We start from the raw sequence: 18,930 nt of genomic DNA, 5'->3' as shown, positions 1-18,930 counted from the left end.
GTTTCCCTTATGCCGCCTTGCGTCCACGCGCGGCAAGCCAGGCGCCGGTCAATTCCTCGAAGCGTCGTGCCATGTCGTCGATGGCCTGCTCGTCACTCATTTTGCCGGCAAGCCATTGTTCGGCCGCATGCACGAAAATGGTACGGCCCACGGCAAAACCCTTGACGATCGGTGCCTGTGCCGTGGCCGCAAAGGCCGCCTCCAGCTCATTCAGCGGTGCTTCCAGGCCGAGCAGGACGACGCCACGACAGAATGGATCGTTGCGCACGATCGTCTCCTCAACTTTCGCCCAGGCGCCGGCTGAAGCCTGCGGTTCCAGCTTCCACCAGTCGGGCTTGATGCCGAGTGCATAAAGCTCTTCCAGGGCACGCGGAATGGTGTCGTCGTCAACCTTGCCATGCTTGCCGGCGATGATCTCGACCAGCAGTTCCCGACCGACCTTGCGCGCGGCCTCGAACAGCGCGCGCAGTTTCTCCTGCTGCTCCCTTTTCAGAGCCTCCGGATCGTCGGGATGGTAGAAACACAGGCATTTGATGCAGTGATCGACAGGCCAGTCGACAAGCTGCGAACCAATGTCCTGGCTGAATTCGAAGCGCAGCGGCCGTGATCCCGGCAGTTCGACCGGACGGCCGAGCCAGGCGAAGGGATGGCGGGCAAATTCGAACATTGCCTCGCGGCCGTGTTTCTCGTCGATCAGCATGCCGTAGCCGTCGCGCCCGGCTGCGACCCTGGCTGCTGCCTGCACCGCCAGCACCTTGAAGGCGTTGATGCGCGAGACATCCGTGCCGGCTTTGCTCGCGATGTCTTCCAGCTGGACGCGATGGTCGCAGGCCAGCGCCATCAGCAGCGGGATGTCGCGGCGGCGGGTCGTCGCCCAATGCACATGGTTGATCGCCTCGTCCTTGCGCAGGGCCAGATGTTTCGAGCCGTTCTTCAGGAAGAACTGCAGTTCCGTGAACGTCGGATATTCCGGTGCGCAGAGCAGACGCGACACCGCGAATGCCCCGCAGGCATTGGCCCAGGTGGCGGCTGTCGCGAGATCCTCGCCCCCGAGCCAGCCGCGCAGGAAGCCGGACATGAAGGCGTCGCCGGCACCGAGCACATTGTAGATTTCGATGGGGAAGCCGTCGCCGACGATGCCGTCTTCGAGGTCATCGCTGATCGGTCCGTCATAGACGATGCAGCCCTTGGCGCCGCGCTTGAGCACGATGGTGGCCGCCGACAGTGAACGGATGGTCTTCAGCGCCGCCAGCAGGTCAGCTTCGCCCGATGCGATCAGCACTTCTTCTTCCGTGCCGACGATCAGGTCGCAATCCGGCAGCACGGTCTTCAACTGTGCCGAGACACGATCGGATTTGATGTAGCGGCCGAACCCTTCGGCATGGCCGGCCAGGCCCCACAGGTTCGGGCGATAGTCGATGTCGAACACCACCTTGCCGCCATTCGCCTTGGCGATGCGGATTGCCTTGCGCTGGGCGGCGTCGCTGTTGGGGCGCGAGAAATGCGTGCCGGTCACGACGATGGCCCTGGCCGATGCGACGAAAGCCTCATCGACGTCGTCTTCGGACAGCGCCATGTCGGCACAGTCGGAACGGTAGAAGATCATCGGTGAGACGCCCTCGTCCTCGACCGAAAGCAGCACCAGGGCCGTCAAGCGGTCAGGATCGGGGCGAAGGCCGTCGACATTGACCTTTTCGCGACGCAGCTGTTCGCGGATGAAGCGGCCCATCTGCTCGTCGCCGACGCGCGTCAGCAGTGCCGATTTCAAGCCGAGCCGCGCGGTTCCGACCGCGATGTTGGCCGGGCAGCCGCCGACCGACTTGGCGAAGGAGGTGATGTCTTCCAGCCGGGAACCGATCTGCTGACCGTAGAGATCCACCGAGGCGCGGCCGATGGTGATGACGTCGAGCGCCTTGTCGGCGCCGCGAAGGCTCGCCATGCTTTCCTCCCTGAAACGACAGGTTTTCTGGCGTCCCGGGACGCCGTCCGTACTCCAGCTATGAAATATTAATTCCATTCCACAGTCAATATGGAATGGATGAGCTATTTTTGGAATTCACGTTCCATTGCGCCGTTCGGCCGTCGCTACGGCCAGCGTCATCGCCAGCGCCATGGTCGCCGACAGCGAGCGGAAGCCGGCGCAATCGGCTTCCGCCACTTCGAACCAGACCTTGGCCGACTGGGCGAGCGGGGAAAAGGCGCTGTCGGTGATGGCAACCACCGGCACGCCCTGGTCGGAGAGCATGCGCGCATAGTCCACCGTCTGGGAGGCATAGGGCGAGAAGCTGATGGCCACCACGGCATCCTTCGGCGTGGCGAAGGACATGATCTCGGGATCGAGACCCGCGGCGGATTCGACCAGCGTGTAGCGGATCTTCAGCTTGCCGAGTGCGTAGGCCATATAGGAGGTGATCGGGTAGGAACGGCGGCGAGCAACCAGATAGATGGTCTCGGCCTTGGCCAGTATGTCGACGGCGCGATCAAGCAGGCCATCGTCGAGCGCGCGCGATACGACTTCGAGCGACCGTGTCGCGGACTCGACGAAGCCGTCGAGGATGGTACGGTTCTGGGTGACGCCACCGCCGCGCAGCGCCTTCAGCCGGTCTTCATAAGATACGGTGCGTTCGCGCAGCCTTTCGCGAAACACCGATTGCAGGCTGGTGAAGCCGTCGAAACCGAGGAACTGCGCGAAGCGGATAAGGGTGGAAGGTTGCACGCCGGCGGAAGCGGCGATGCTCGCGGCCGTGCCGAAGGCGATTTCGTCAGGATTGTCGAGTGCATAGGCCGCGATCTGCGCGATGCGCTTCGGCAGCGCGGAACGCTTTTCCAGAACGAGGTTGCGGAGCGATTCGTAGTCTTGCGGCAGGCGAGGGTTCATGGGCTCAAGAATCCCCTGTTCTGTCTCCAATCGCAAGAGCATAGCGGTTCGCGCAAAAGATGCCATCCGAAATGGATCATATATTCCATAATGCATGAAAATGGACTAAAGAGTTCACGTGATATCGTCGTACAGTCAGGGAGAGAGTGCATGATCGGCGTCGGCTTGATCGGAACCGGCTTCATGGGCAAGTGTCACGCGCTGGCCTGGACGTCGGTGCGTACCGTCTTTGGCGATGTCGAACCGGTGCGGCTTGTCCATCTCGCCGAGGCCAGTGCGGAACTGGCTCGACAGCGTGCCGACGAATTCGGCTTCGACAGGGCCTCCAGCGACTGGCGCCGGCTGATCGAGGATTCGTCCGTCGATGTCGTTTCGATCACCACGCCGAACCAGTTCCATCCCGAAATGGCCATTGCCGCCCTCGAGGCAGGCAAGCATGTCTGGTGCGAGAAGCCGATGGCGCCATCCTTCGCTGATGCCGAAGCGATGCTGGCGGCGGCACGCCGCTCCGGCAGGGTCGCGGCGCTCGGCTACAACTATATCCAGGGCCCGACGGTCCGGCACATCCGCACACTCCTCGACGAAGGCGTCATCGGCGACATCAGCCATCTGCGCATCGAGATGGATGAGGACTTCATGGCTGCCCCGGAAACGCCGTTCAACTGGAAGCACGAGGCCGCTTCCGGCTACGGTGCGCTGGACGACTTCGCCGTGCATCCGCTGTCGCTGGTCAAGGCGCTGTTCGGGCGTGTCGCCAGCGTCATGTGCGACATGGCCAGGCCTTTTGCCGACCGCGCTCTGGCCGGTGGTGGCCGCCGCGCCGTCGAGACCTATGATATCGCCAGCAGCCTGATCCATCTCGACAATGGCGTCTCGGGCACATTGCTGGTCAATCGTTCTGCCTGGGGACGCAAGGGCCGCATCGCCGTGCAGATCTTCGGTTCGAAAGGCTCGATCCTGTTCGACCAGGAGCGGTTCAACGAGTTCCAGCTCTATGTCACTTCGGATCGTGCCACCGAGCAGGGCTACCGCACCATCCTGGCGGCACCCATCCACAAGCCCTATGACCGTTTCATCCCGGCGCCGGGTCATGGGCTGGGCTTCAACGATCTCAAGACGATCGAGTGCCGTGAACTGATCCGCCGCATCCGTGGCGAAGAGGCAAACCTCATCGAGTTCGAAGAAGGGCTGGAAATCGAGCGCACCGTGCACGCCATGGCCCGCTCATTCGCGGAAAAGCGCTGGGTCGACGTGCGCTGAGATGCCTGGCGACGAAGACGCTTCCGACGCCAGGCAAACTTTTTACGCCGCGCCGGGCCGCTTCGCGATCAGCGCATGGCGTGCGGCGCGGCGATGTTCGACCGCATCGGCAAGGTCGCGCAGCACCGTCTCCGTCGTTGCCCAGTCGATGCAGCCGTCGGTGATGCTCTGGCCATAGACCAGCGGCTTGCCGGGAACGACATCCTGCCGGCCGGCGACGAGATTGCTTTCGATCATCAGGCCGATGATGCGCTCGTCGCCCGCCGCGACCTGTGCCGCCACGTCGGCCGCGACCATCGGCTGGTTCTCCGGCTTCTTGTTGCTGTTGGCATGGCTGACATCGATCATCAGCTGTGGCGCGAGACCGACGCGCGCGAGTTCCGCGCTTGCCGCCTCGACGCTTGCCGCGTCGTAGTTCGGCGCAAGCCCGCCACGCAGGATGACGTGGCAATCCTCATTGCCGGTGGTGGCCGCGATCGCACTGCGTCCACCCTTGGTGACCGCCATGAAATGATGCGGGTGCGCGGCGGATTTCACGGCGTCGGCGGCGATGCGGACATTGCCGTCGGTACCGTTCTTGAAGCCGACCGGGCAGGACAGCCCCGATGCCAGTTCGCGATGGATCTGGCTTTCGGTGGTACGCGCACCGATCGCACCCCAGGCAACGAGGTCGGCGATGTATTGCGGCGTCGTCATGTCGAGGAATTCGGTTGCCGCCGGCAGGCCGAGATTGTTGACCGCCGCCAGCACGTTGCGCGCCAGCCTCAGGCCCTTGTCGATGTTGAAGCTGCCGTCGAGATCGGGATCGTTGATCAGGCCTTTCCAGCCGACCGTGGTGCGTGGCTTCTCGAAATAGACCCGCATGACGATCTCGAGCCGGTCGGACAGACTTTCGCGCAACGCCGCCAGACGGTTGGCATAGTCTATGGCCGCGGCCGGATCGTGGATCGAACACGGGCCTACGACGACCAGCAGCCGGTCGTCAGCGCCGGTCAACATGGCATGGATCGCATTGCGCGACGCGGTGACAGTGCGGGTCGCTGTCAGCGTGCGCGGTATCTCCTGCATCACCTGGTCAGGTGTGCTCAGTTCTTTGAGTTCCTTGACCCGAAGGTCGTCTGTGGTGGTCAACACGGCTTTCTGCTCCTGGTTGGGAGACCTGCCGGCTGAAACAAAAAAGCCGCCAGGTCTGGCGGCTGTTCGGATTTTTATGCTGCAATCTTCAGATCGAGCGCAATCCTCCCGCCGCCAGCGAGCTACCGTAGCTAAAGTACCAAAACGAGGCGGTCAGGTGGATCATGGCGTGCCTTGTAGCGGAAGCAGCGGTGTTTGTCACGTGCCTTGTCTCGGGTGGCCAGGGACGGCGCGGTAGTCGTCGCGCGGGTTGACGCCGGCCCGCCTTATTCGCCGATGATGCCCGGCACGTTCTGGTCGTAATCCACCAGTGCTCCAGTCATCACGCCGGACTGCGGTGACAGCATGTAGGTGATGAGGCCCGCCATTTCATGCGTCTTCACCAGTTGCCTCATCGGTGCGGCGGCTTCCGCCTTGGCCAGCCAATCGGCTCCGGCGCCATGGAACCTTGCCTGCGTGTCGGCCTCGCCCGGCGTGTCCATCCAACCCGGCAGCACGGCGTTGCAGCGGATGTGGTTGCGGCGATAGGCGTTGGCGACATTCTTCGTCAGCGTTGCCAGTGCGCCTTTGCTTGCCGAGTAGGAGGACAGGAACGACTGGCCGCCATGCACATTCACCGAAAGCACGTTGACGATGGAACCTGCCTGACCCTTCGCAAGCAGATGCTTGACCAGGCCCTGCATCAGGAAGAATGGCCCGCGCACGTTGATGGCGAACATCTCGTCGAACATGTCGGGCGTGGTTTCGACCAGTGAGCCGCGCGCGGCCGAGGCTGCCGCGTTGACCAGGGCATTCAGGCTGCCGAACCGCGTCACGCCGGTTTCAACGGCAGCAAGACAGGCAGCCGGGTCGGCAAGGTCCGCGCTGATGAAGATCGCTTCGGCGCCCTTCTTTTCCAGTTCGGCCACGGCAGCCCGGCCTTTTGCTTCGGAACGTCCGAGCAGGACCAGTGCCTTGCAGCCCTCATCGACGAGCTGCCGCGCCACGGCCAGCCCAACGCCTTGCGCACCGCCGGTTATCAGCGCGCGCGTCGCGCCGTTGCGTGTATCGAGCGTGATCATCTAGGCCTCCCGGTTTCCTCTATCCGCCCGGCGCCTGCATGCCTCGATCACCGCGATCAGGCAGCCTTTCGGGCAAGACTGTCCTGGATGAAGTCAATGCTGAGACGCAAGGCCTCGACAGGTTTGTCGAGTGCGTGGATTTCAGGCGAAAACGGTTCGAAGGAGAGCGGTCCGCTATAGCCGTTGGAGAGCAGGTCGCGGATTTGCTCGATATTGCCGAGCCGGTCACGGCGGTCGACGAGGATGCGATGCCTGTCCTGCATCTCCTCCGCAGCCAGCGTCGGGTCGACGACGCCTGAGATGTGGACGATGCCTGTGTGCTCGGGAAAGAATTCCTTCTCGCCCGCCAGATGGTGATGGAAGATGTCGTGCACCAGTCTGAAGCGCGCCTCGCCGCCGACTGCTTCGATAGCCGCGACGGCGTCGGCCTTGAGGCGCAGTGACGACGAGGGGAAGCCCAGCGGCTCGATCAGCGCGATCAGCCCGGCCTTGTCTAGCATGGGCAGGATCTCGCCGAGCGAGCGGCGCAACGCCTCGTCGCGCTCGCCTTCTCCATAGCGAGGCGCATCGTTGCGCGGGATCAGACTGATCGATTCCGCGCCTGCCTGTCCCGCCTGGTCGATCAGCAGCTGCACCTTGGCGCGCATTGCTTCCGACCAGGCATTGAAACCATAGGCTTCGGACAATCCGAGCAGGCGTATGCCGTTCGAGCGGGCATAGGCGCCGATCGCTTCCGGTGCTTCACCATCGAAGAACGCGGCGTCGGAAAGCCGTTTGTCGGCCAGGTCATTGCGGAGCTCGACGCCGATGCAGCCCAGCGAGGCGGCGAGGTCCAGAAATTCCCGACAGCTCAGCCGGGGCGTCGCCATATGGTTCAGCGCGAAGGTCAGTTGCGCCGACATCGTTCAGCTCGCCTTGATCGCGACCGTCTTGCCGGTGAGCGCGGACTTGAGTGCTGCATCGGCGATCTTCAGCGCGATCAGGCCATCGATACCACTGGGCGAAGCCTTCCTGCCGGTGGTCGTCGCCTCGATGAAGGTGGCGATCTCATTGGCATAGGCGTCGATGTAGCGGGTCATGAAGAAGTCGTGCAGCGGCGGCCGGGTATAGCCCTTCTCGCTTGCCACTTCGATGGAGACGGGGCGCTGGTTTTCGGCCGCCACCATGCCCTTGGAGCCGTGCACTTCGATGCGCTGGTCATAGCCGTAGGTCGCGCGGCGCGAGTTGGAGATGACCGCCTGCTTGCCCGACGCGGTTTGCAGGATGACGCTGACGGAATCGAAGTCGCCGGCCTCGCCGATCTTCTTGTCGACGAGCACGGAAGCATGCGCCGACACAGCCACCGGCTCCTCGCCGAGCAGGAAACGCGCCATGTCGAAATCATGGATGGTCATGTCGCGGAAGATACCGCCCGAACGCTTGATATAATCGACCGGCGGCGCGCCTGGATCGCGCGAGGTGATCACCACCTGCTCGACCTTGCCGATGACGCCGTCGTCGATCGCCTTGCGCACGGCGGCAAAATGCGGATCGAAGCGGCGGTTGAAGCCGACCATCAACGCCGCCTTGGTCTTGTCGACCACGGCCAGGCATTTCTCGACGCGCTTGACGTCGAGGTCGATCGGCTTCTCGCAGAAGATCGCCTTGCCGGCCTTCGCGAAGCGCTCGATCAGGTCGGCATGGGTATCGGTCGGCGTGCAGATGATGACGGCATCGATGTCCGAAGCCTTCTCGATCGCCTCGATGGAGCGCACTTCCGCGCTATAGCTTGCAGCCAGTTCCTTCGCGGCCTTCTCGAAGGCATCGGCAACGGCGACCAGTTTGGCTTGCGGGTTCGAGCCGACCGCCCGGGCGTGCACCTTGCCGATACGCCCGGCACCGAGGAGACCAAAACGCACTGTCATGACAACCTCATCGATAGGGCTGGAGAGAGCTGGAGCCTTCGTTCACATTTCAGAATGAAAGAACCAGAAATGTTCAGTATGAAATATTTATTCCATATTCCGGAGAGCCGTCAAGCTCCATGCGCATGACAAATGCGCTCTCGAACGTGCAGCGACGTCTCGGCGCGGAACCGCCCGAGGCGATGGGTTGAAAACTAGAACAGCGCCTTGAGTTCGGCCAGCTTGTCGTTGACCAGCCAGCCGTAATAGTTCTCTTCAGGCAGCTTTTCCGGTTCGCCGGCAGCGCGACGGCGGTCGTTTTCGGCCTTCAGCTGGGAAGCACGCGCTTCCGGGTTGCCGACATTGTAGAGCGTGGCGGTAAGGCCTGGGTTCTGCGAGATGTCGAAGCCGGCGATGTTGCGATAGGCTTGGATCGAGGTCTTCACGATCGCCGCGACGTAGGGCAGCGTCATGTCCGGATCCATGATCGTCTTGTAGATCTCGTTGGGGTCGTCGACGTCGAGCTTGGGCAGGCCCGACACCTTGTTGACCATGTCGCTCATCTGCAGCGCCGTCAGCGGATTGAGCTGGCCGAGGCCAAAGGTCTGGCCGGCGTAGTAGGGCTGGAAGAAGGTCGCACCGAAGCGGTCGTTGGGGAAGCTCGTGCCGCCCACGGTCTTGCCTCGGAACGAGCGGTTCCACACCTGCTCGCGGCATTCCCAGATGTCGTTGCTGCCGGTTTCACTGGCGCATTTGGCGAATTCCGGCCGCCGGATGAATTCGGAGACGTCTTCGCCCTTATAGGCGAAGGTCAGCTTCGAGGAGAGGTAGGACATCGCCTTGACGTAATAGGTCTGCAGGCGGTCATAGGCGCCGACATTGTAGGTGTGCTCGCCGACCAGCGCTCCGACGATATGGATGGGATCGACACCATAAGCCGCAGCGGCCTTCTTGATCTTGCCGCGCAGCTCGGCGTCATTCTGCAGCAGCGCGTAGACCTTGCGATACTTGGCCTCGAAGGAGGTATTGGTCGCCTTGGTGCGCTTGGTCGAGGAGCCGGGGATCGGTGGCTGCTCGGCATTGCGGTTGCCAGGCGGCACCAGCGTGGCCGCATGCGCCGCGGCCAGCATCGTTACACTCAGCACCGAAGCGACAAGGAAGGAGACCAGTTTCTTCATCAGCGACCGCTCGAAATCGTGCAATCCAGGAACCCGCGACGCCGGAAGGGCCCCACGCTGGATTTGCTCTAGGAAAAGCAGGCAGGCGAGTCGAGCCTTTCGTGCGGGATTGCGGCGAAAGGCGTAAGCCTGCTTCCATTTAGCCACACCGGGCGTCGTGACGCTGGCCGGTATCCAGCGATGGACCTACACCTCGCGCGCAAGCCTAGCCGAGGGCTGATGTCTTCAGGAACTGCACAAATTCCTCGACGAGCCCGGCACACATTCCCTGCTGCGGCACATCAAGCATAAGCACCAGCTCCGAGAGCTCGTCTTTCGAAAGCGGACCCTGTTCTCCACTCACGCTTCCATACTCAGCGGTGCCACGCGAGGCGATGGATCGGTTGAGGCCGTAGTCCTTGATCTGTCCGTTGACCGAGAGCTGGAGCCACAGCGAACCGCCGTCCGACGCGGCGGCACAGTTCACGACGGTAACGAGAGGCCGCCTGATGGTCGTCATATCGAGTTCCGATGCATGAGGCCGCCAGGCGGCCTCCTGTCACAGGGCACGGGACTACAGGATGAAGCGCGACAGGTCGGTGTTCTTCGACAGGTCTCCGACATGCTTCTTCACATAGTCGGCGTCGATCGTCACCTTGCTGCCGTTGCGGTCCGGCGCGTCGTAGGAGATCTCGTCCAGCACGCGTTCCATCACCGTCTGCAGCCGGCGTGCGCCGATGTTCTCGACCGTAGCGTTGAGGTCGACGGCAATGCCGGCCAGCGAATCGATGGCATCGTCGGTGAAGTCCAGCTCGACGCCTTCGGTCTTCATCAGCGCGATGTACTGCTTGATCAGGCTGGCCTCGGTCTCCGTCAGGATGCGCACGAAGTCTTCCTTCTCCAGCGCCCTCAGTTCGACGCGGATCGGCAGGCGGCCCTGCAGTTCCGGCAGCAGGTCGGACGGCTTGGAGACGTGGAAAGCGCCGGAAGCGATGAACAGGATATGGTCGGTCTTCACCGGCCCGTACTTGGTCGCCACCGTCGTGCCTTCGACGAGCGGTAGCAGGTCGCGCTGCACGCCTTCGCGCGAAGGCCCGCCCGAAACGTCGGAGCGCGCCGCGATCTTGTCGATCTCGTCGAGGAAGACGATGCCGTCATTCTCGGCCGCTTCCAGGGCGCGACGCACCACTTCGTCCTGGTCGAGCAGCTTGTCGGACTCGTCCTGGATCAAAAGGTCGTAGCTTTCCTTGACCGTGGTCTTGCGCATCTTGGTACGCTTGCCGCCCATCGCCTTCGACAGCATGTCGTTGATGTTGAGCACACCGACACCTGCCGGCATGCCGGGGATTTCGAAACCGGGCATGCCGCCGTTGCCGGTATCGGTCACCTCGATCTCGATCTCCTTGTCGTCCAGTTCGCCGTCGCGCAGCTTCTTCTTGAAGCTCTCGCGGGTCGCCGGCGAGGCCGTCTTGCCGACCAGGGCCTCGAGCACACGCTCCTCGGCGTTGACGTGTGCGCGCGCCTTGACGTCCTCGCGCATCTTCTCACGCACCAGGCCGATGCCGACCTCGACCAGGTCGCGCACGATCTGCTCGACGTCGCGGCCGACATAGCCGACCTCGGTGAACTTGGTCGCCTCGACCTTGACGAAGGGCGCGCCCGCCAGCTTGGCGAGGCGGCGCGAGATCTCGGTCTTGCCGACGCCGGTAGGTCCGATCATCAGGATGTTCTTCGGCATCACCTCTTCGCGCATCTGGCCTTCCAGCTGCTGGCGGCGCCAGCGGTTGCGCAGCGCGATGGCGACGGCGCGCTTGGCATCCTTCTGGCCGATGATGAAACGGTCGAGTTCGGAAACGATTTCGCGGGGAGAGAAATTGCTCATGAAATTACACGTCTACACTTGTTTGATGGGAGGAAGTTTGTCGAGCACGGATGTGGGGAGCGTGGGGCGTACGATCAAGCGCCTGATATGCTGCCAGCCTGCGCCGAAGGTTATGATCAAGGCGCCAACCACCAGCAGGATCAGGGCGAAAGGCGGAATGCCGGTGCTGTTGGCCGTCGAATTGACCAGATAGTAGATGCCGAGCGACCCGAAATAGGCAAGCGTCGGCACCAGCAGCGATCGGCGATCAATGGCAAGCGCCACATAGACAAAGGCGATGATGAGGATCGCCAGCATGATCGTGGCGTTGGCGTCGGGTTCGATGCGGCCCATCACGACGTCCTGACCGGTTGCCATGATGAAGAGCGGATGCACCAGCATCGGCGCCGAAACGACATGCAGCCAGAATGCGCAGTCGGACCAGATCTTGCGACGTTCGCGGTCATACACGTCCAGCGCGACGGCCGTGCCGAAGACGATCAGGCCGCAGATCAGCGGCATGTAGAGTGCTGCCCGCATCAGCTCCGGCATGTCCTCCAGTCGCGGCGGTGCAACCGCGCCTGTGGTCACCCCATCGTAAAGCATGAGCGCGGTCTGCAGGAAGGCGAGCAGTGTCGCGGCGATCGCGAAAACGCCGGCAAGAATGGGTACCCTGAAGCGCCAGAAATAGAGCGCGACCGCCGCCATGACACCACCGAGGAACAGATAGCCGGCGCCCGAGACCTGCTGGCGGAGCGCCAGCAGCTGCCAGATCGATTCCGGCTTCTGGATCGGATAGCGCGCGAAGATCTCCAGTTCGAGCGCGACGGTGAAGGAGATGACGAAGAACAGGCTGAGCACCGTCGATGACAGTTTCATGCGGTGCTGGCGGGTGACGACCTCGGCGAGGCCCCAGGAAAACACCACGATCAGCGCGGCGATCCACAGCCGCTGGCCGGGCAGCAGCGTGTTGAGCACGAAATAGAAGCCGACCGTCAGCAGGACCGTACCGACGGTCACGAACAGATCGTTGCCGCCGCCGATCAGCCGCAGGTTTTCCTCGGCCGACTCCGAAGCGTCTTCCGCATTGAAGGAGCCGCTGCGTTCCAGCGCGTAAAGCCGGTCGCGCTGCTGCGTGGTGATGACGCCCTGGGTGACGGCGCTGTCGAGCGTTTCCTGGCTGATCACAACGGATACCCAATCATCATGCGGCCCCTTGCCAGGCTTTGACCGCTTCCAGCGGATAGACCAGCATCAGCACGTTGAGGGTGAGGTTGTCGCGGACCATATAACCCGTGCCGACCTCGAACAGAATGGCGATGGTCACGACCAGCCAGACGGGAAGATAGCGGGCAGCGGCGAAGCCCGCCACCATGGCCAGCGTGTCGGACACCGAATTGATGATGGAGTCGCCGAAATAGTCGAGCGAGATCGTGCCGGCACGATAGCGGTCGATGATGAGAGGGCTGTTCTCCAGGATCTCCCAGCCACCCTCGACCATCAGTGCAAAGGCTAGCCGGAGCCAGATCGACGAGCGCGGGAACAGGAATTTCGCCAGCGCATAGAACAGGAAGCCGTGGATGATGTGCGAGGGCGTATACCAGTCGGCGATGTGCTGGGAGTTCTCCGAACTCTGCACGATGCCGTGCCACAGCTTGACGGTACCGCAGGTGCAGATCGCCGGATGGCCCTGGAAGTAGAGGACCAGTGCCTGGATGCCGATCAGCGCCGCGGCAATGGCGAGCCCGGCCGGCCAGGCCAGTCGCTGATGCAGTGGCAGATCGCCGGTGCCGGCTGCGGTCATTCGGCGTCCGCGTCGTCTGGATTGTCGATCGCCATCAGCAGTGCGTTCCCGCCGTTCTCCGTCTTGAAACGACGGACGGGATGGAAGCCGACTTTTTCATAGACTCTGACCGCAGCCTTGTTGGCCGGGTCCGGGTCGAGGATGACGCGCGGCGCACCTTCCTCGAACAGCATCTCCACGAATTCCGTGATCAATCGGGTGCCGTGGCCTTTGCCGATCAGCTCGGGTTCGCCGATGAACTGGTCGATGCCGAGCGTGCCGGTCGGCTGGTCCTGGAATGGGTTCTCGCCCTCGTCGAGATGCGGGTCATAGCTCTGGATGAAGCCGATCGGCCTGCCGTCCAGTTCGATGATGAAAGGCTCGGTGTCGACGCTGTCGATCGTCTCGGCGATGCCTTTCATCTCTGTTGCCTTGTCGCCCCACCATGCCGCGACATGCGGCATGACGAGCCAGCGCGCCAGAAGCGGCATGTCCTCATGCGTCAGTGGACGAAAGCCGTAGCTGGGCGCCTTTGGGGAATTCACGATCAGGCGGCGTCCAGTGTTTCGACGACGAAATTGTGGTTGGTGTAGACGCAGATGTCTGCCGCGATCTGCATGGCCTTGCGGGCGATCTCCTCGGCATCCTTGTCGGTGTCGATCAGCGCGCGTGCGGCGGCGAGCGCATAGTTGCCGCCCGAGCCGATCGCCATCACGCCCTGTTCCGGCTCCAGCACGTCGCCATTGCCGGTCAGCGCCAGCGAGACATTCTTGTCGGCCACCAGCATCATGGCTTCGAGCCGGCGCAGGTAACGATCGGTGCGCCAGTCCTTGGCGAGTTCGACGCTCGCGCGCATCAGCTGGTCGGGATATTGCTCGAGCTTGGCTTCCAGCCGCTCCAGGAGCGTGAAGGCATCTGCCGTCGCGCCGGCGAAACCGGCGATCACCGAGCCGCCCTTGCCGATGCGGCGCACCTTGCGTGCATTGCCCTTCATGATGGTCTGGCCAAGGCTGACCTGGCCGTCGCCGGCGATCACCACCTTGCCGCCCTTGCGCACGGTGACGATGGTCGTGGAGTGCATGGAACGTTCGTCTGACATATGTTGCTCCGATTCCGCGCCATCCCTTCCGAGGCGATTGGCGCGCTACGAGTTGAGTTGCGGCATATGTATGCAGCGCCATCCCGTTTGCAAACCCGGAATGGAGCCACGACCCAACCCGACTCCACTTCACGATAGACTGCGAAGGCATATGTTTCGACTGGCAGTTTTGGCAACTGGCAATCGCCGGATCATGCTGTTAGAACGCACTCGTTTTCCTGTAGCGAGGATGAGGTCATGGCACCCCGTTCGGCCGAAATCAGCCGCAAGACCAAGGAAACCGACATCGCCGTGTCGGTTCATGTCGACGGCACCGGCAAGTCCGACATTTCGACCGGGGTCGGCTTCTTCGACCACATGCTCGACCAGCTGTCGCGCCATTCGCTGATCGACATGACGGTGAAGGCGACAGGCGACCTGCACATCGACGACCACCACACTGTCGAAGACACCGGCATCGTCATCGGCCAAGCCCTGGCCAGGGCGCTTGGCGAGCGGCGCGGCATCATGCGTTATGCCTCGATCGATCTTGCCATGGACGAGACGCTGACGCGTGCCGCGGTCGACGTGTCGGGCCGGCCGTTCCTGGTCTGGAACGTTGTTTTTTCGGCGCCGAAGATCGGCACTTTCGACACCGAACTGGTGCGCGAATTCTTCCAGGCGCTGTCGCAGCATGCCGGCATCACGCTGCATGTGACGAACCACTACGGCGCCAACAACCATCACATCGCGGAAACCTGCTTCAAGGCTGTCGCGCGCGCGCTGCGGGCTGCGCTCGAGAGTGATCCGCGCCAGCCGGACGCGGTTCCTTCCACCAAGGGTTCGCTGCAGGGGTAGAGACCGTTTCGAAATTGATCAGGCCGAGGCGAAAATGATGAGAAACGAGCACCGAAGCGGAGCGTACATGGCGCTACGAGAGCATCGGAGCGCAGTTTCTTGTCGTTTGCAGCCCGGCCTCATCAATTTCCAAGCGGTCTCTTAGTCATGGCCAGTTTTATCGTCATGGAACCACCTTCCGATGGCCTCGGCACGAGGCCTGAAGGGACACGGTTGATCCGTGACGGGTTCTCCTGGCTGGCCTTCATCCTGCCCCCGTTCTGGCTGCTGTGGCATCGCCTCTGGTTCGCCGCCGTATTGGCTTTCATCGTCCTCGGCGCGCTGTCCTTCGTCGGCGAAAGCCAGGGGCTGGCGGTTGCCGGTTCGCTGCTGACCCTGCTCGTCTCCCTCGTCGTCGGCTTCGAAGGGGCGGCATTGCGGGCCGCGGCACTGCGCCGCGCGGGCTGGACAGAATGGGGCGTGGTCGAGGCGGAAAATCTGGCCGACGCGGAAACCCGCTACGCATTCGGGCGCGAGACCTCCGAGCCTGCGGTCGAGCCGACAGAGTTTCGCCAGACGATCGTGCCCGCCGCCAATCCCGCGCGCTCGGTGCAGACCGGCATGGCGCTTGGACTTTCCCATCCCGGACGACACTGACATGCTGGTTGCCATCATCGACTACGGCTCGGGCAATCTGCGCTCGGCCACCAAGGCCTTCGAGCGCGCCGCGCGCGAAGCAGGCGTCGCCGCCGATATCGAACTGACCGCGGACGCGGCGCGGGTACGCCATGCCGACCGCATCGTGCTGCCGGGCGTCGGCGCATACGCGGATTGCGCCGCCGGCCTGCATGCGGTCGACGGCATGTGGGAAGCCGTGCAGGAGGTCGCCATCGCCAAGGCCCGGCCTTTCCTGGGCATCTGTGTCGGCATGCAGCTGATGTCGGAGCGTGGTCTGGAAAAGACGGTCACCGAGGGCTTCGGCTGGATCGGCGGCGACGTCAAGGAGATCAGGCCTGCTGACGCCGCGCTCAAGATCCCCCAGATCGGCTGGAACACCATCGCGGTGAAGCGGGAACACCCGCTGTTTGCCGGCATACCGACAGGTCCGGACGGGCTTCACGCCTATTTCGTCCATTCCTACCATCTCGATGCGCGCGATCCGAACGAGGTGCTTGCCGAGGCCGACTACGGTGGGCTGGTGACGGCCGCGGTTGCACGCGACAACCTTGCCGGCACGCAGTTCCATCCCGAGAAGAGCCAGGCGCTCGGCCTCGCCCTGATCGCCAATTTCCTGCGCTGGAAGCCTTGAGGAGGATATCGTGAGCAAGAAGGGCTACTGGATGGCCATGATCGATGTCCAAGACCTCGACATCTACAAGACGTACATCGAAACCAATGGTGCGGCCTTTGCCAGATACGGCGCCAAATTCCTGGTGCGTGCCGGCCGCCACACCGAGCCGGAAGGCCCGACCGGCAACCGGCATGTCATCATCGAGTTCGAGTCCTACGAGACGGCGCTCGCCTGCTACAACTCGCCGGAATACCAGGAAGCTCTGAAGCATCGTCTGGCCGGATCGGTCGGCAAGGTCGCCATCGTCGAGGGGGCATAGATGATCCTTTTTCCGGCAATCGATCTGAAGGACGGCAAGTGCGTTCGCCTGAAACTCGGCGACATGGATACGGCCACCGTCTACAACGAGGATCCCGCCGACCAGGCGCGTGCCTTCGAGGCGCAAGGTTTCGAATGGCTGCACGTCGTTGATCTCAACGGCGCCTTCAAGGGCAAGAGCGTCAACAGCGCAGCGGTCGGTGCCATCCTGAAGGCGACCAGAAATCCGGTGCAGCTCGGCGGCGGCATCCGCACCTTGCCGCAGATCGAGGATTGGCTGGATCGCGGGCTTGCCCGCGTGATTCTCGGCACAGTCGCCGTGCGCGATCCCGAACTGGTCAAGGAAGCCTGCCGGGCATTTCCCGGCAAGGTTGCCGTAGGCATCGATGCGAAAGGCGGCAAGGTGGCGGTTGAAGGCTGGGCGGAAGCCTCCAGCCTTGGCGTGGTCGAGCTTGCCAAGAAGTTCGAGGGGGCCGGCGTCGCCGCCATCATTTACACCGACATCGACCGCGACGGCGTGCTCACCGGCATCAACTGGGATTCGACCATCGACCTCGCCGAAGCGGTCTCCATCCCGGTCATCGCGTCCGGCGGACTGGCTTCGATCGCCGACATCGTGCGCATGACCATGCCTGATGCCGCCAGGCTTGAAGGTGCCATTTCCGGCCGCGCTCTCTACGACGGCCGCATCGATCCTGCCGAGGCGCTGGCGATCCTGAAAGGCAAGACGAAGGAGGCTGCCTGGTGAAGCTGTCGATCATCCTCGCTTCCTACGACAGTGGGCATTTCCATGGCGGCTGCGGCCAGGGCCCCGACGCTCTGATTGCCGGCGGACTGGTCGAAGCGCTGACGCTCGCCGGCCACGAAGTCGACGTGGAAGACATTGGCAAGGTTGGCGATGAGCCGGGTCGTGAGATCGCGACCGGGTTCGCGGTCTGCAACGCGGTCGCCAAAAAAGTGCGCGCCGTGGGCGAAGATGGCCGGTTTCCTGTCGTCCTGACGGGCAATTGCCTGACCGCTGCGGGAGCGGTTGCCGGCGAGGATGCCGATTCCATCATCTGGGCCGACCAGCATGGCGACCTCAACACGCCAGAAACCTCGATCTACGGCTTCCTTGACGGCATGGCGCTGTCGACGGTGCTCGGCCTGTGCTGGAAACCGATGGCGCTCGAGATACCGGGCTTCAAGCCGATCGATCCGTCACGCTGCATCCTGGTCAATGCACGCGACCTCGACCCGGATGAAAAGAAGCTGCTGGAGACCTTGCCGGTCATCCGCACAGAGTGCGGTGGCGCCGTGGGAGCCGTCACCAGGCTGAAGGCGGCCGGTGCGACGCGCACCCACATGCATATCGACCTCGACGTGCATGACCCGAAGGAACTGCAGGCCAACCGCTACACGACGGAAGGCGGCCCGAACCCGGTGCAGCTGCGCCGCGCAGCCTGCATCATGGCCAAGGACGTGCCGGTCGTCGGCATTACCATCTCGGCCTACGATCCCGCCTTCGATGCCCAGGCCGAAGTGCCGCCCCTGGTCGGACAGTTGCTCACCGAGCTGCTCGCCACGGTAGAGGAACCGGGAGCTGCCCTGTGACGCTGAAGGCGAGAGTCATCCCGTGCCTGGATGTCAAAGATGGCCGTGTTGTGAAAGGCGTCAATTTCGTCGACCTGGTCGATGCCGGCGACCCGGTGGAAGCCGCCAAGGCCTATGATGCGGCCGGTGCCGACGAGCTCTGCTTCCTCGACATCACCGCTTCGTCCGACAACCGCGAAACCATCTTCGATGTCGTCGCCCGCACCGCCGAACAGTGTTTCATGCCGCTGACGGTCGGCGGCGGCGTGCGCCAGGTTGCCGATATCCGAAGGCTCCTGCTGGCCGGCGCCGACAAGGTATCGATCAACACCACGGCGGTGAAGAACCCGTCCTTCGTCGCGGAAGCCGCCGACAAGTTCGGCAACCAGTGCATCGTCGTTGCCATCGACGCCAAGAAGGTATCGGCGGCCGGTGAGGCCGATCGCTGGGAGATCTTCACCCATGGCGGCCGCGAAAAGACCGGCATCGATGCCGTCGAGTTTGCCCGCAAGGTCGTCGATCTCGGTGCTGGCGAAATCCTGCTGACCTCGATGGATCGCGACGGTACCAAGGCGGGTTATGACATTGCCCTGACGCGCGCTGTCGCGGACGCCGTTCGCGTTCCGGTGATCGCGTCAGGCGGCGTCGGTAATCTCGACCACATGGTCGCCGGTATCCGCGATGGTCATGCCACCGCGGTGCTTGCCGCCTCCATCTTCCATTTCGGCACCTACACGATTGCCGAGGCCAAACAGCATATGGCGGCGGCTGGTCTGCCGATGCGACTCGACTCGCTCCCCAAAGGGTCCTAAACGGC

General features: G+C 63.1%; 21 protein-coding genes. 8 read left to right on the top strand and 13 right to left on the bottom strand.

The window, feature by feature from the left end:
* Nucleotides 1–7: 7 nt before the first annotated feature.
* A complete protein-coding gene (iolC, locus tag C1M53_RS10125; protein WP_129412134.1) occupies nucleotides 8–1,939 on the bottom strand; it encodes a 5-dehydro-2-deoxygluconokinase in 1,932 nt (643 codons plus the stop codon).
* Nucleotides 1,940–2,056: 117 nt separating this feature from the next.
* Complete coding sequence (locus C1M53_RS10120) at nucleotides 2,057–2,878, bottom strand: MurR/RpiR family transcriptional regulator (protein WP_129412133.1); 822 nt, start codon at nucleotides 2,876–2,878, stop codon at nucleotides 2,057–2,059.
* A 150-nt stretch (nucleotides 2,879–3,028) separates the two neighbouring features.
* Here C1M53_RS10120 and C1M53_RS10115 point away from each other — a divergent pair, with 150 nt between their 5' ends.
* Entirely contained in the window at nucleotides 3,029–4,138 is a 1,110-nt protein-coding gene (locus tag C1M53_RS10115; protein WP_129412132.1) for a Gfo/Idh/MocA family oxidoreductase, read from the top strand.
* Between the two features lie 42 nt (nucleotides 4,139–4,180).
* Here C1M53_RS10115 and C1M53_RS10110 read toward each other — a convergent pair whose 3' ends face one another.
* From C1M53_RS10110 to hslV, 11 genes are all read right to left on the bottom strand, one after another.
* Nucleotides 4,181–5,272, bottom strand: a complete 1,092-nt coding sequence (locus C1M53_RS10110; RefSeq protein WP_129412131.1) for a 3-deoxy-7-phosphoheptulonate synthase — start codon at nucleotides 5,270–5,272, stop codon at nucleotides 4,181–4,183.
* A 266-nt stretch (nucleotides 5,273–5,538) separates the two neighbouring features.
* Nucleotides 5,539–6,333 carry an SDR family oxidoreductase gene (locus tag C1M53_RS10105; RefSeq protein ID WP_129412130.1) on the bottom strand — a complete coding sequence of 265 codons (795 nt, stop codon included), beginning with the start codon at nucleotides 6,331–6,333 and terminating at the stop codon, nucleotides 5,539–5,541.
* A 56-nt stretch (nucleotides 6,334–6,389) separates the two neighbouring features.
* Entirely contained in the window at nucleotides 6,390–7,235 is an 846-nt protein-coding gene (locus tag C1M53_RS10100; RefSeq protein WP_129412129.1) for a TIM barrel protein, read from the bottom strand.
* A gap of 3 nt (nucleotides 7,236–7,238) precedes the next feature.
* Nucleotides 7,239–8,237, bottom strand: coding sequence for an inositol 2-dehydrogenase (gene iolG / locus C1M53_RS10095; RefSeq protein ID WP_129412128.1), 999 nt, complete (start codon nucleotides 8,235–8,237; stop codon nucleotides 7,239–7,241).
* Nucleotides 8,238–8,431: 194 nt separating this feature from the next.
* On the bottom strand, nucleotides 8,432–9,394 hold the full coding sequence (locus C1M53_RS10090) for a DUF1402 family protein (protein WP_129412127.1): 963 nt from the start codon (nucleotides 9,392–9,394) through the stop codon (nucleotides 8,432–8,434).
* A gap of 205 nt (nucleotides 9,395–9,599) precedes the next feature.
* Nucleotides 9,600–9,893, bottom strand: a complete 294-nt coding sequence (locus tag C1M53_RS10085; RefSeq protein WP_129412126.1) for a hypothetical protein — start codon at nucleotides 9,891–9,893, stop codon at nucleotides 9,600–9,602.
* Nucleotides 9,894–9,947: 54 nt separating this feature from the next.
* Nucleotides 9,948–11,255, bottom strand: a complete 1,308-nt coding sequence (gene hslU / locus C1M53_RS10080; protein WP_129412125.1) for an ATP-dependent protease ATPase subunit HslU — start codon at nucleotides 11,253–11,255, stop codon at nucleotides 9,948–9,950.
* A gap of 12 nt (nucleotides 11,256–11,267) precedes the next feature.
* A complete protein-coding gene (locus C1M53_RS10075) occupies nucleotides 11,268–12,422 on the bottom strand; it encodes a hypothetical protein (protein WP_129412124.1) in 1,155 nt (384 codons plus the stop codon).
* 16 nt (nucleotides 12,423–12,438) lie between these two features.
* A complete protein-coding gene (locus tag C1M53_RS10070; protein WP_129412123.1) occupies nucleotides 12,439–13,038 on the bottom strand; it encodes a DUF2585 domain-containing protein in 600 nt (199 codons plus the stop codon).
* On the bottom strand, nucleotides 13,035–13,562 hold the full coding sequence (locus tag C1M53_RS10065) for a GNAT family N-acetyltransferase (RefSeq protein WP_281040924.1): 528 nt from the start codon (nucleotides 13,560–13,562) through the stop codon (nucleotides 13,035–13,037). Before C1M53_RS10065 ends, C1M53_RS10070 begins: the two co-directional genes overlap by 4 nt.
* 2 nt (nucleotides 13,563–13,564) lie before the next feature.
* Nucleotides 13,565–14,116 carry an ATP-dependent protease subunit HslV gene (gene hslV, locus C1M53_RS10060; RefSeq protein WP_054312621.1) on the bottom strand — a complete coding sequence of 184 codons (552 nt, stop codon included), beginning with the start codon at nucleotides 14,114–14,116 and terminating at the stop codon, nucleotides 13,565–13,567.
* A 237-nt stretch (nucleotides 14,117–14,353) separates the two neighbouring features.
* On the opposite strand from hslV, the gene hisB reads away from it, so the two are divergent.
* The 7 genes from hisB to hisF all read left to right on the top strand — a co-directional run bounded on the left by hisB (nucleotide 14,354) and on the right by hisF (nucleotide 18,925).
* The gene (gene hisB, locus C1M53_RS10055) at nucleotides 14,354–14,953 is read left to right on the top strand and encodes an imidazoleglycerol-phosphate dehydratase HisB (protein WP_129412122.1); all 600 of its coding nucleotides are present in this window, start codon (nucleotides 14,354–14,356) and stop codon (nucleotides 14,951–14,953) included.
* A gap of 147 nt (nucleotides 14,954–15,100) precedes the next feature.
* Nucleotides 15,101–15,589: a DUF2628 domain-containing protein gene (locus tag C1M53_RS10050; protein WP_129412121.1), complete on the top strand. Its 489-nt coding sequence runs from the start codon at nucleotides 15,101–15,103 to the stop codon at nucleotides 15,587–15,589.
* Between the two features lies 1 nt (nucleotide 15,590).
* The gene (hisH, locus tag C1M53_RS10045; protein ID WP_129412120.1) at nucleotides 15,591–16,241 is read left to right on the top strand and encodes an imidazole glycerol phosphate synthase subunit HisH; all 651 of its coding nucleotides are present in this window, start codon (nucleotides 15,591–15,593) and stop codon (nucleotides 16,239–16,241) included.
* A gap of 10 nt (nucleotides 16,242–16,251) precedes the next feature.
* Entirely contained in the window at nucleotides 16,252–16,542 is a 291-nt protein-coding gene (locus C1M53_RS10040) for a DUF1330 domain-containing protein (RefSeq protein ID WP_245488508.1), read from the top strand.
* Nucleotides 16,543–17,289: a 1-(5-phosphoribosyl)-5-[(5-phosphoribosylamino)methylideneamino]imidazole-4-carboxamide isomerase gene (gene hisA / locus C1M53_RS10035; protein WP_129412119.1), complete on the top strand. Its 747-nt coding sequence runs from the start codon at nucleotides 16,543–16,545 to the stop codon at nucleotides 17,287–17,289.
* Nucleotides 17,286–18,134, top strand: a complete 849-nt coding sequence (locus C1M53_RS10030) for an arginase family protein (RefSeq protein WP_129412118.1) — start codon at nucleotides 17,286–17,288, stop codon at nucleotides 18,132–18,134. The genes hisA and C1M53_RS10030 overlap by 4 nt, the downstream gene beginning before the upstream one ends.
* Nucleotides 18,131–18,925 (top strand): imidazole glycerol phosphate synthase subunit HisF, encoded by a 795-nt coding sequence (hisF, locus tag C1M53_RS10025; RefSeq protein WP_129412117.1) that lies wholly within the window; start codon nucleotides 18,131–18,133, stop codon nucleotides 18,923–18,925. The genes C1M53_RS10030 and hisF overlap by 4 nt, the downstream gene beginning before the upstream one ends.
* Nucleotides 18,926–18,930 lie beyond the last annotated feature (5 nt).

Origin of the sequence: Mesorhizobium sp. Pch-S, assembly GCF_004136315.1 — a bacterium.
In the GTDB taxonomy this organism is placed as follows: Bacteria; Pseudomonadota; Alphaproteobacteria; order Rhizobiales; family Rhizobiaceae; genus Mesorhizobium.
This window is presented reverse-complemented; position numbering and strand designations above follow the sequence as displayed.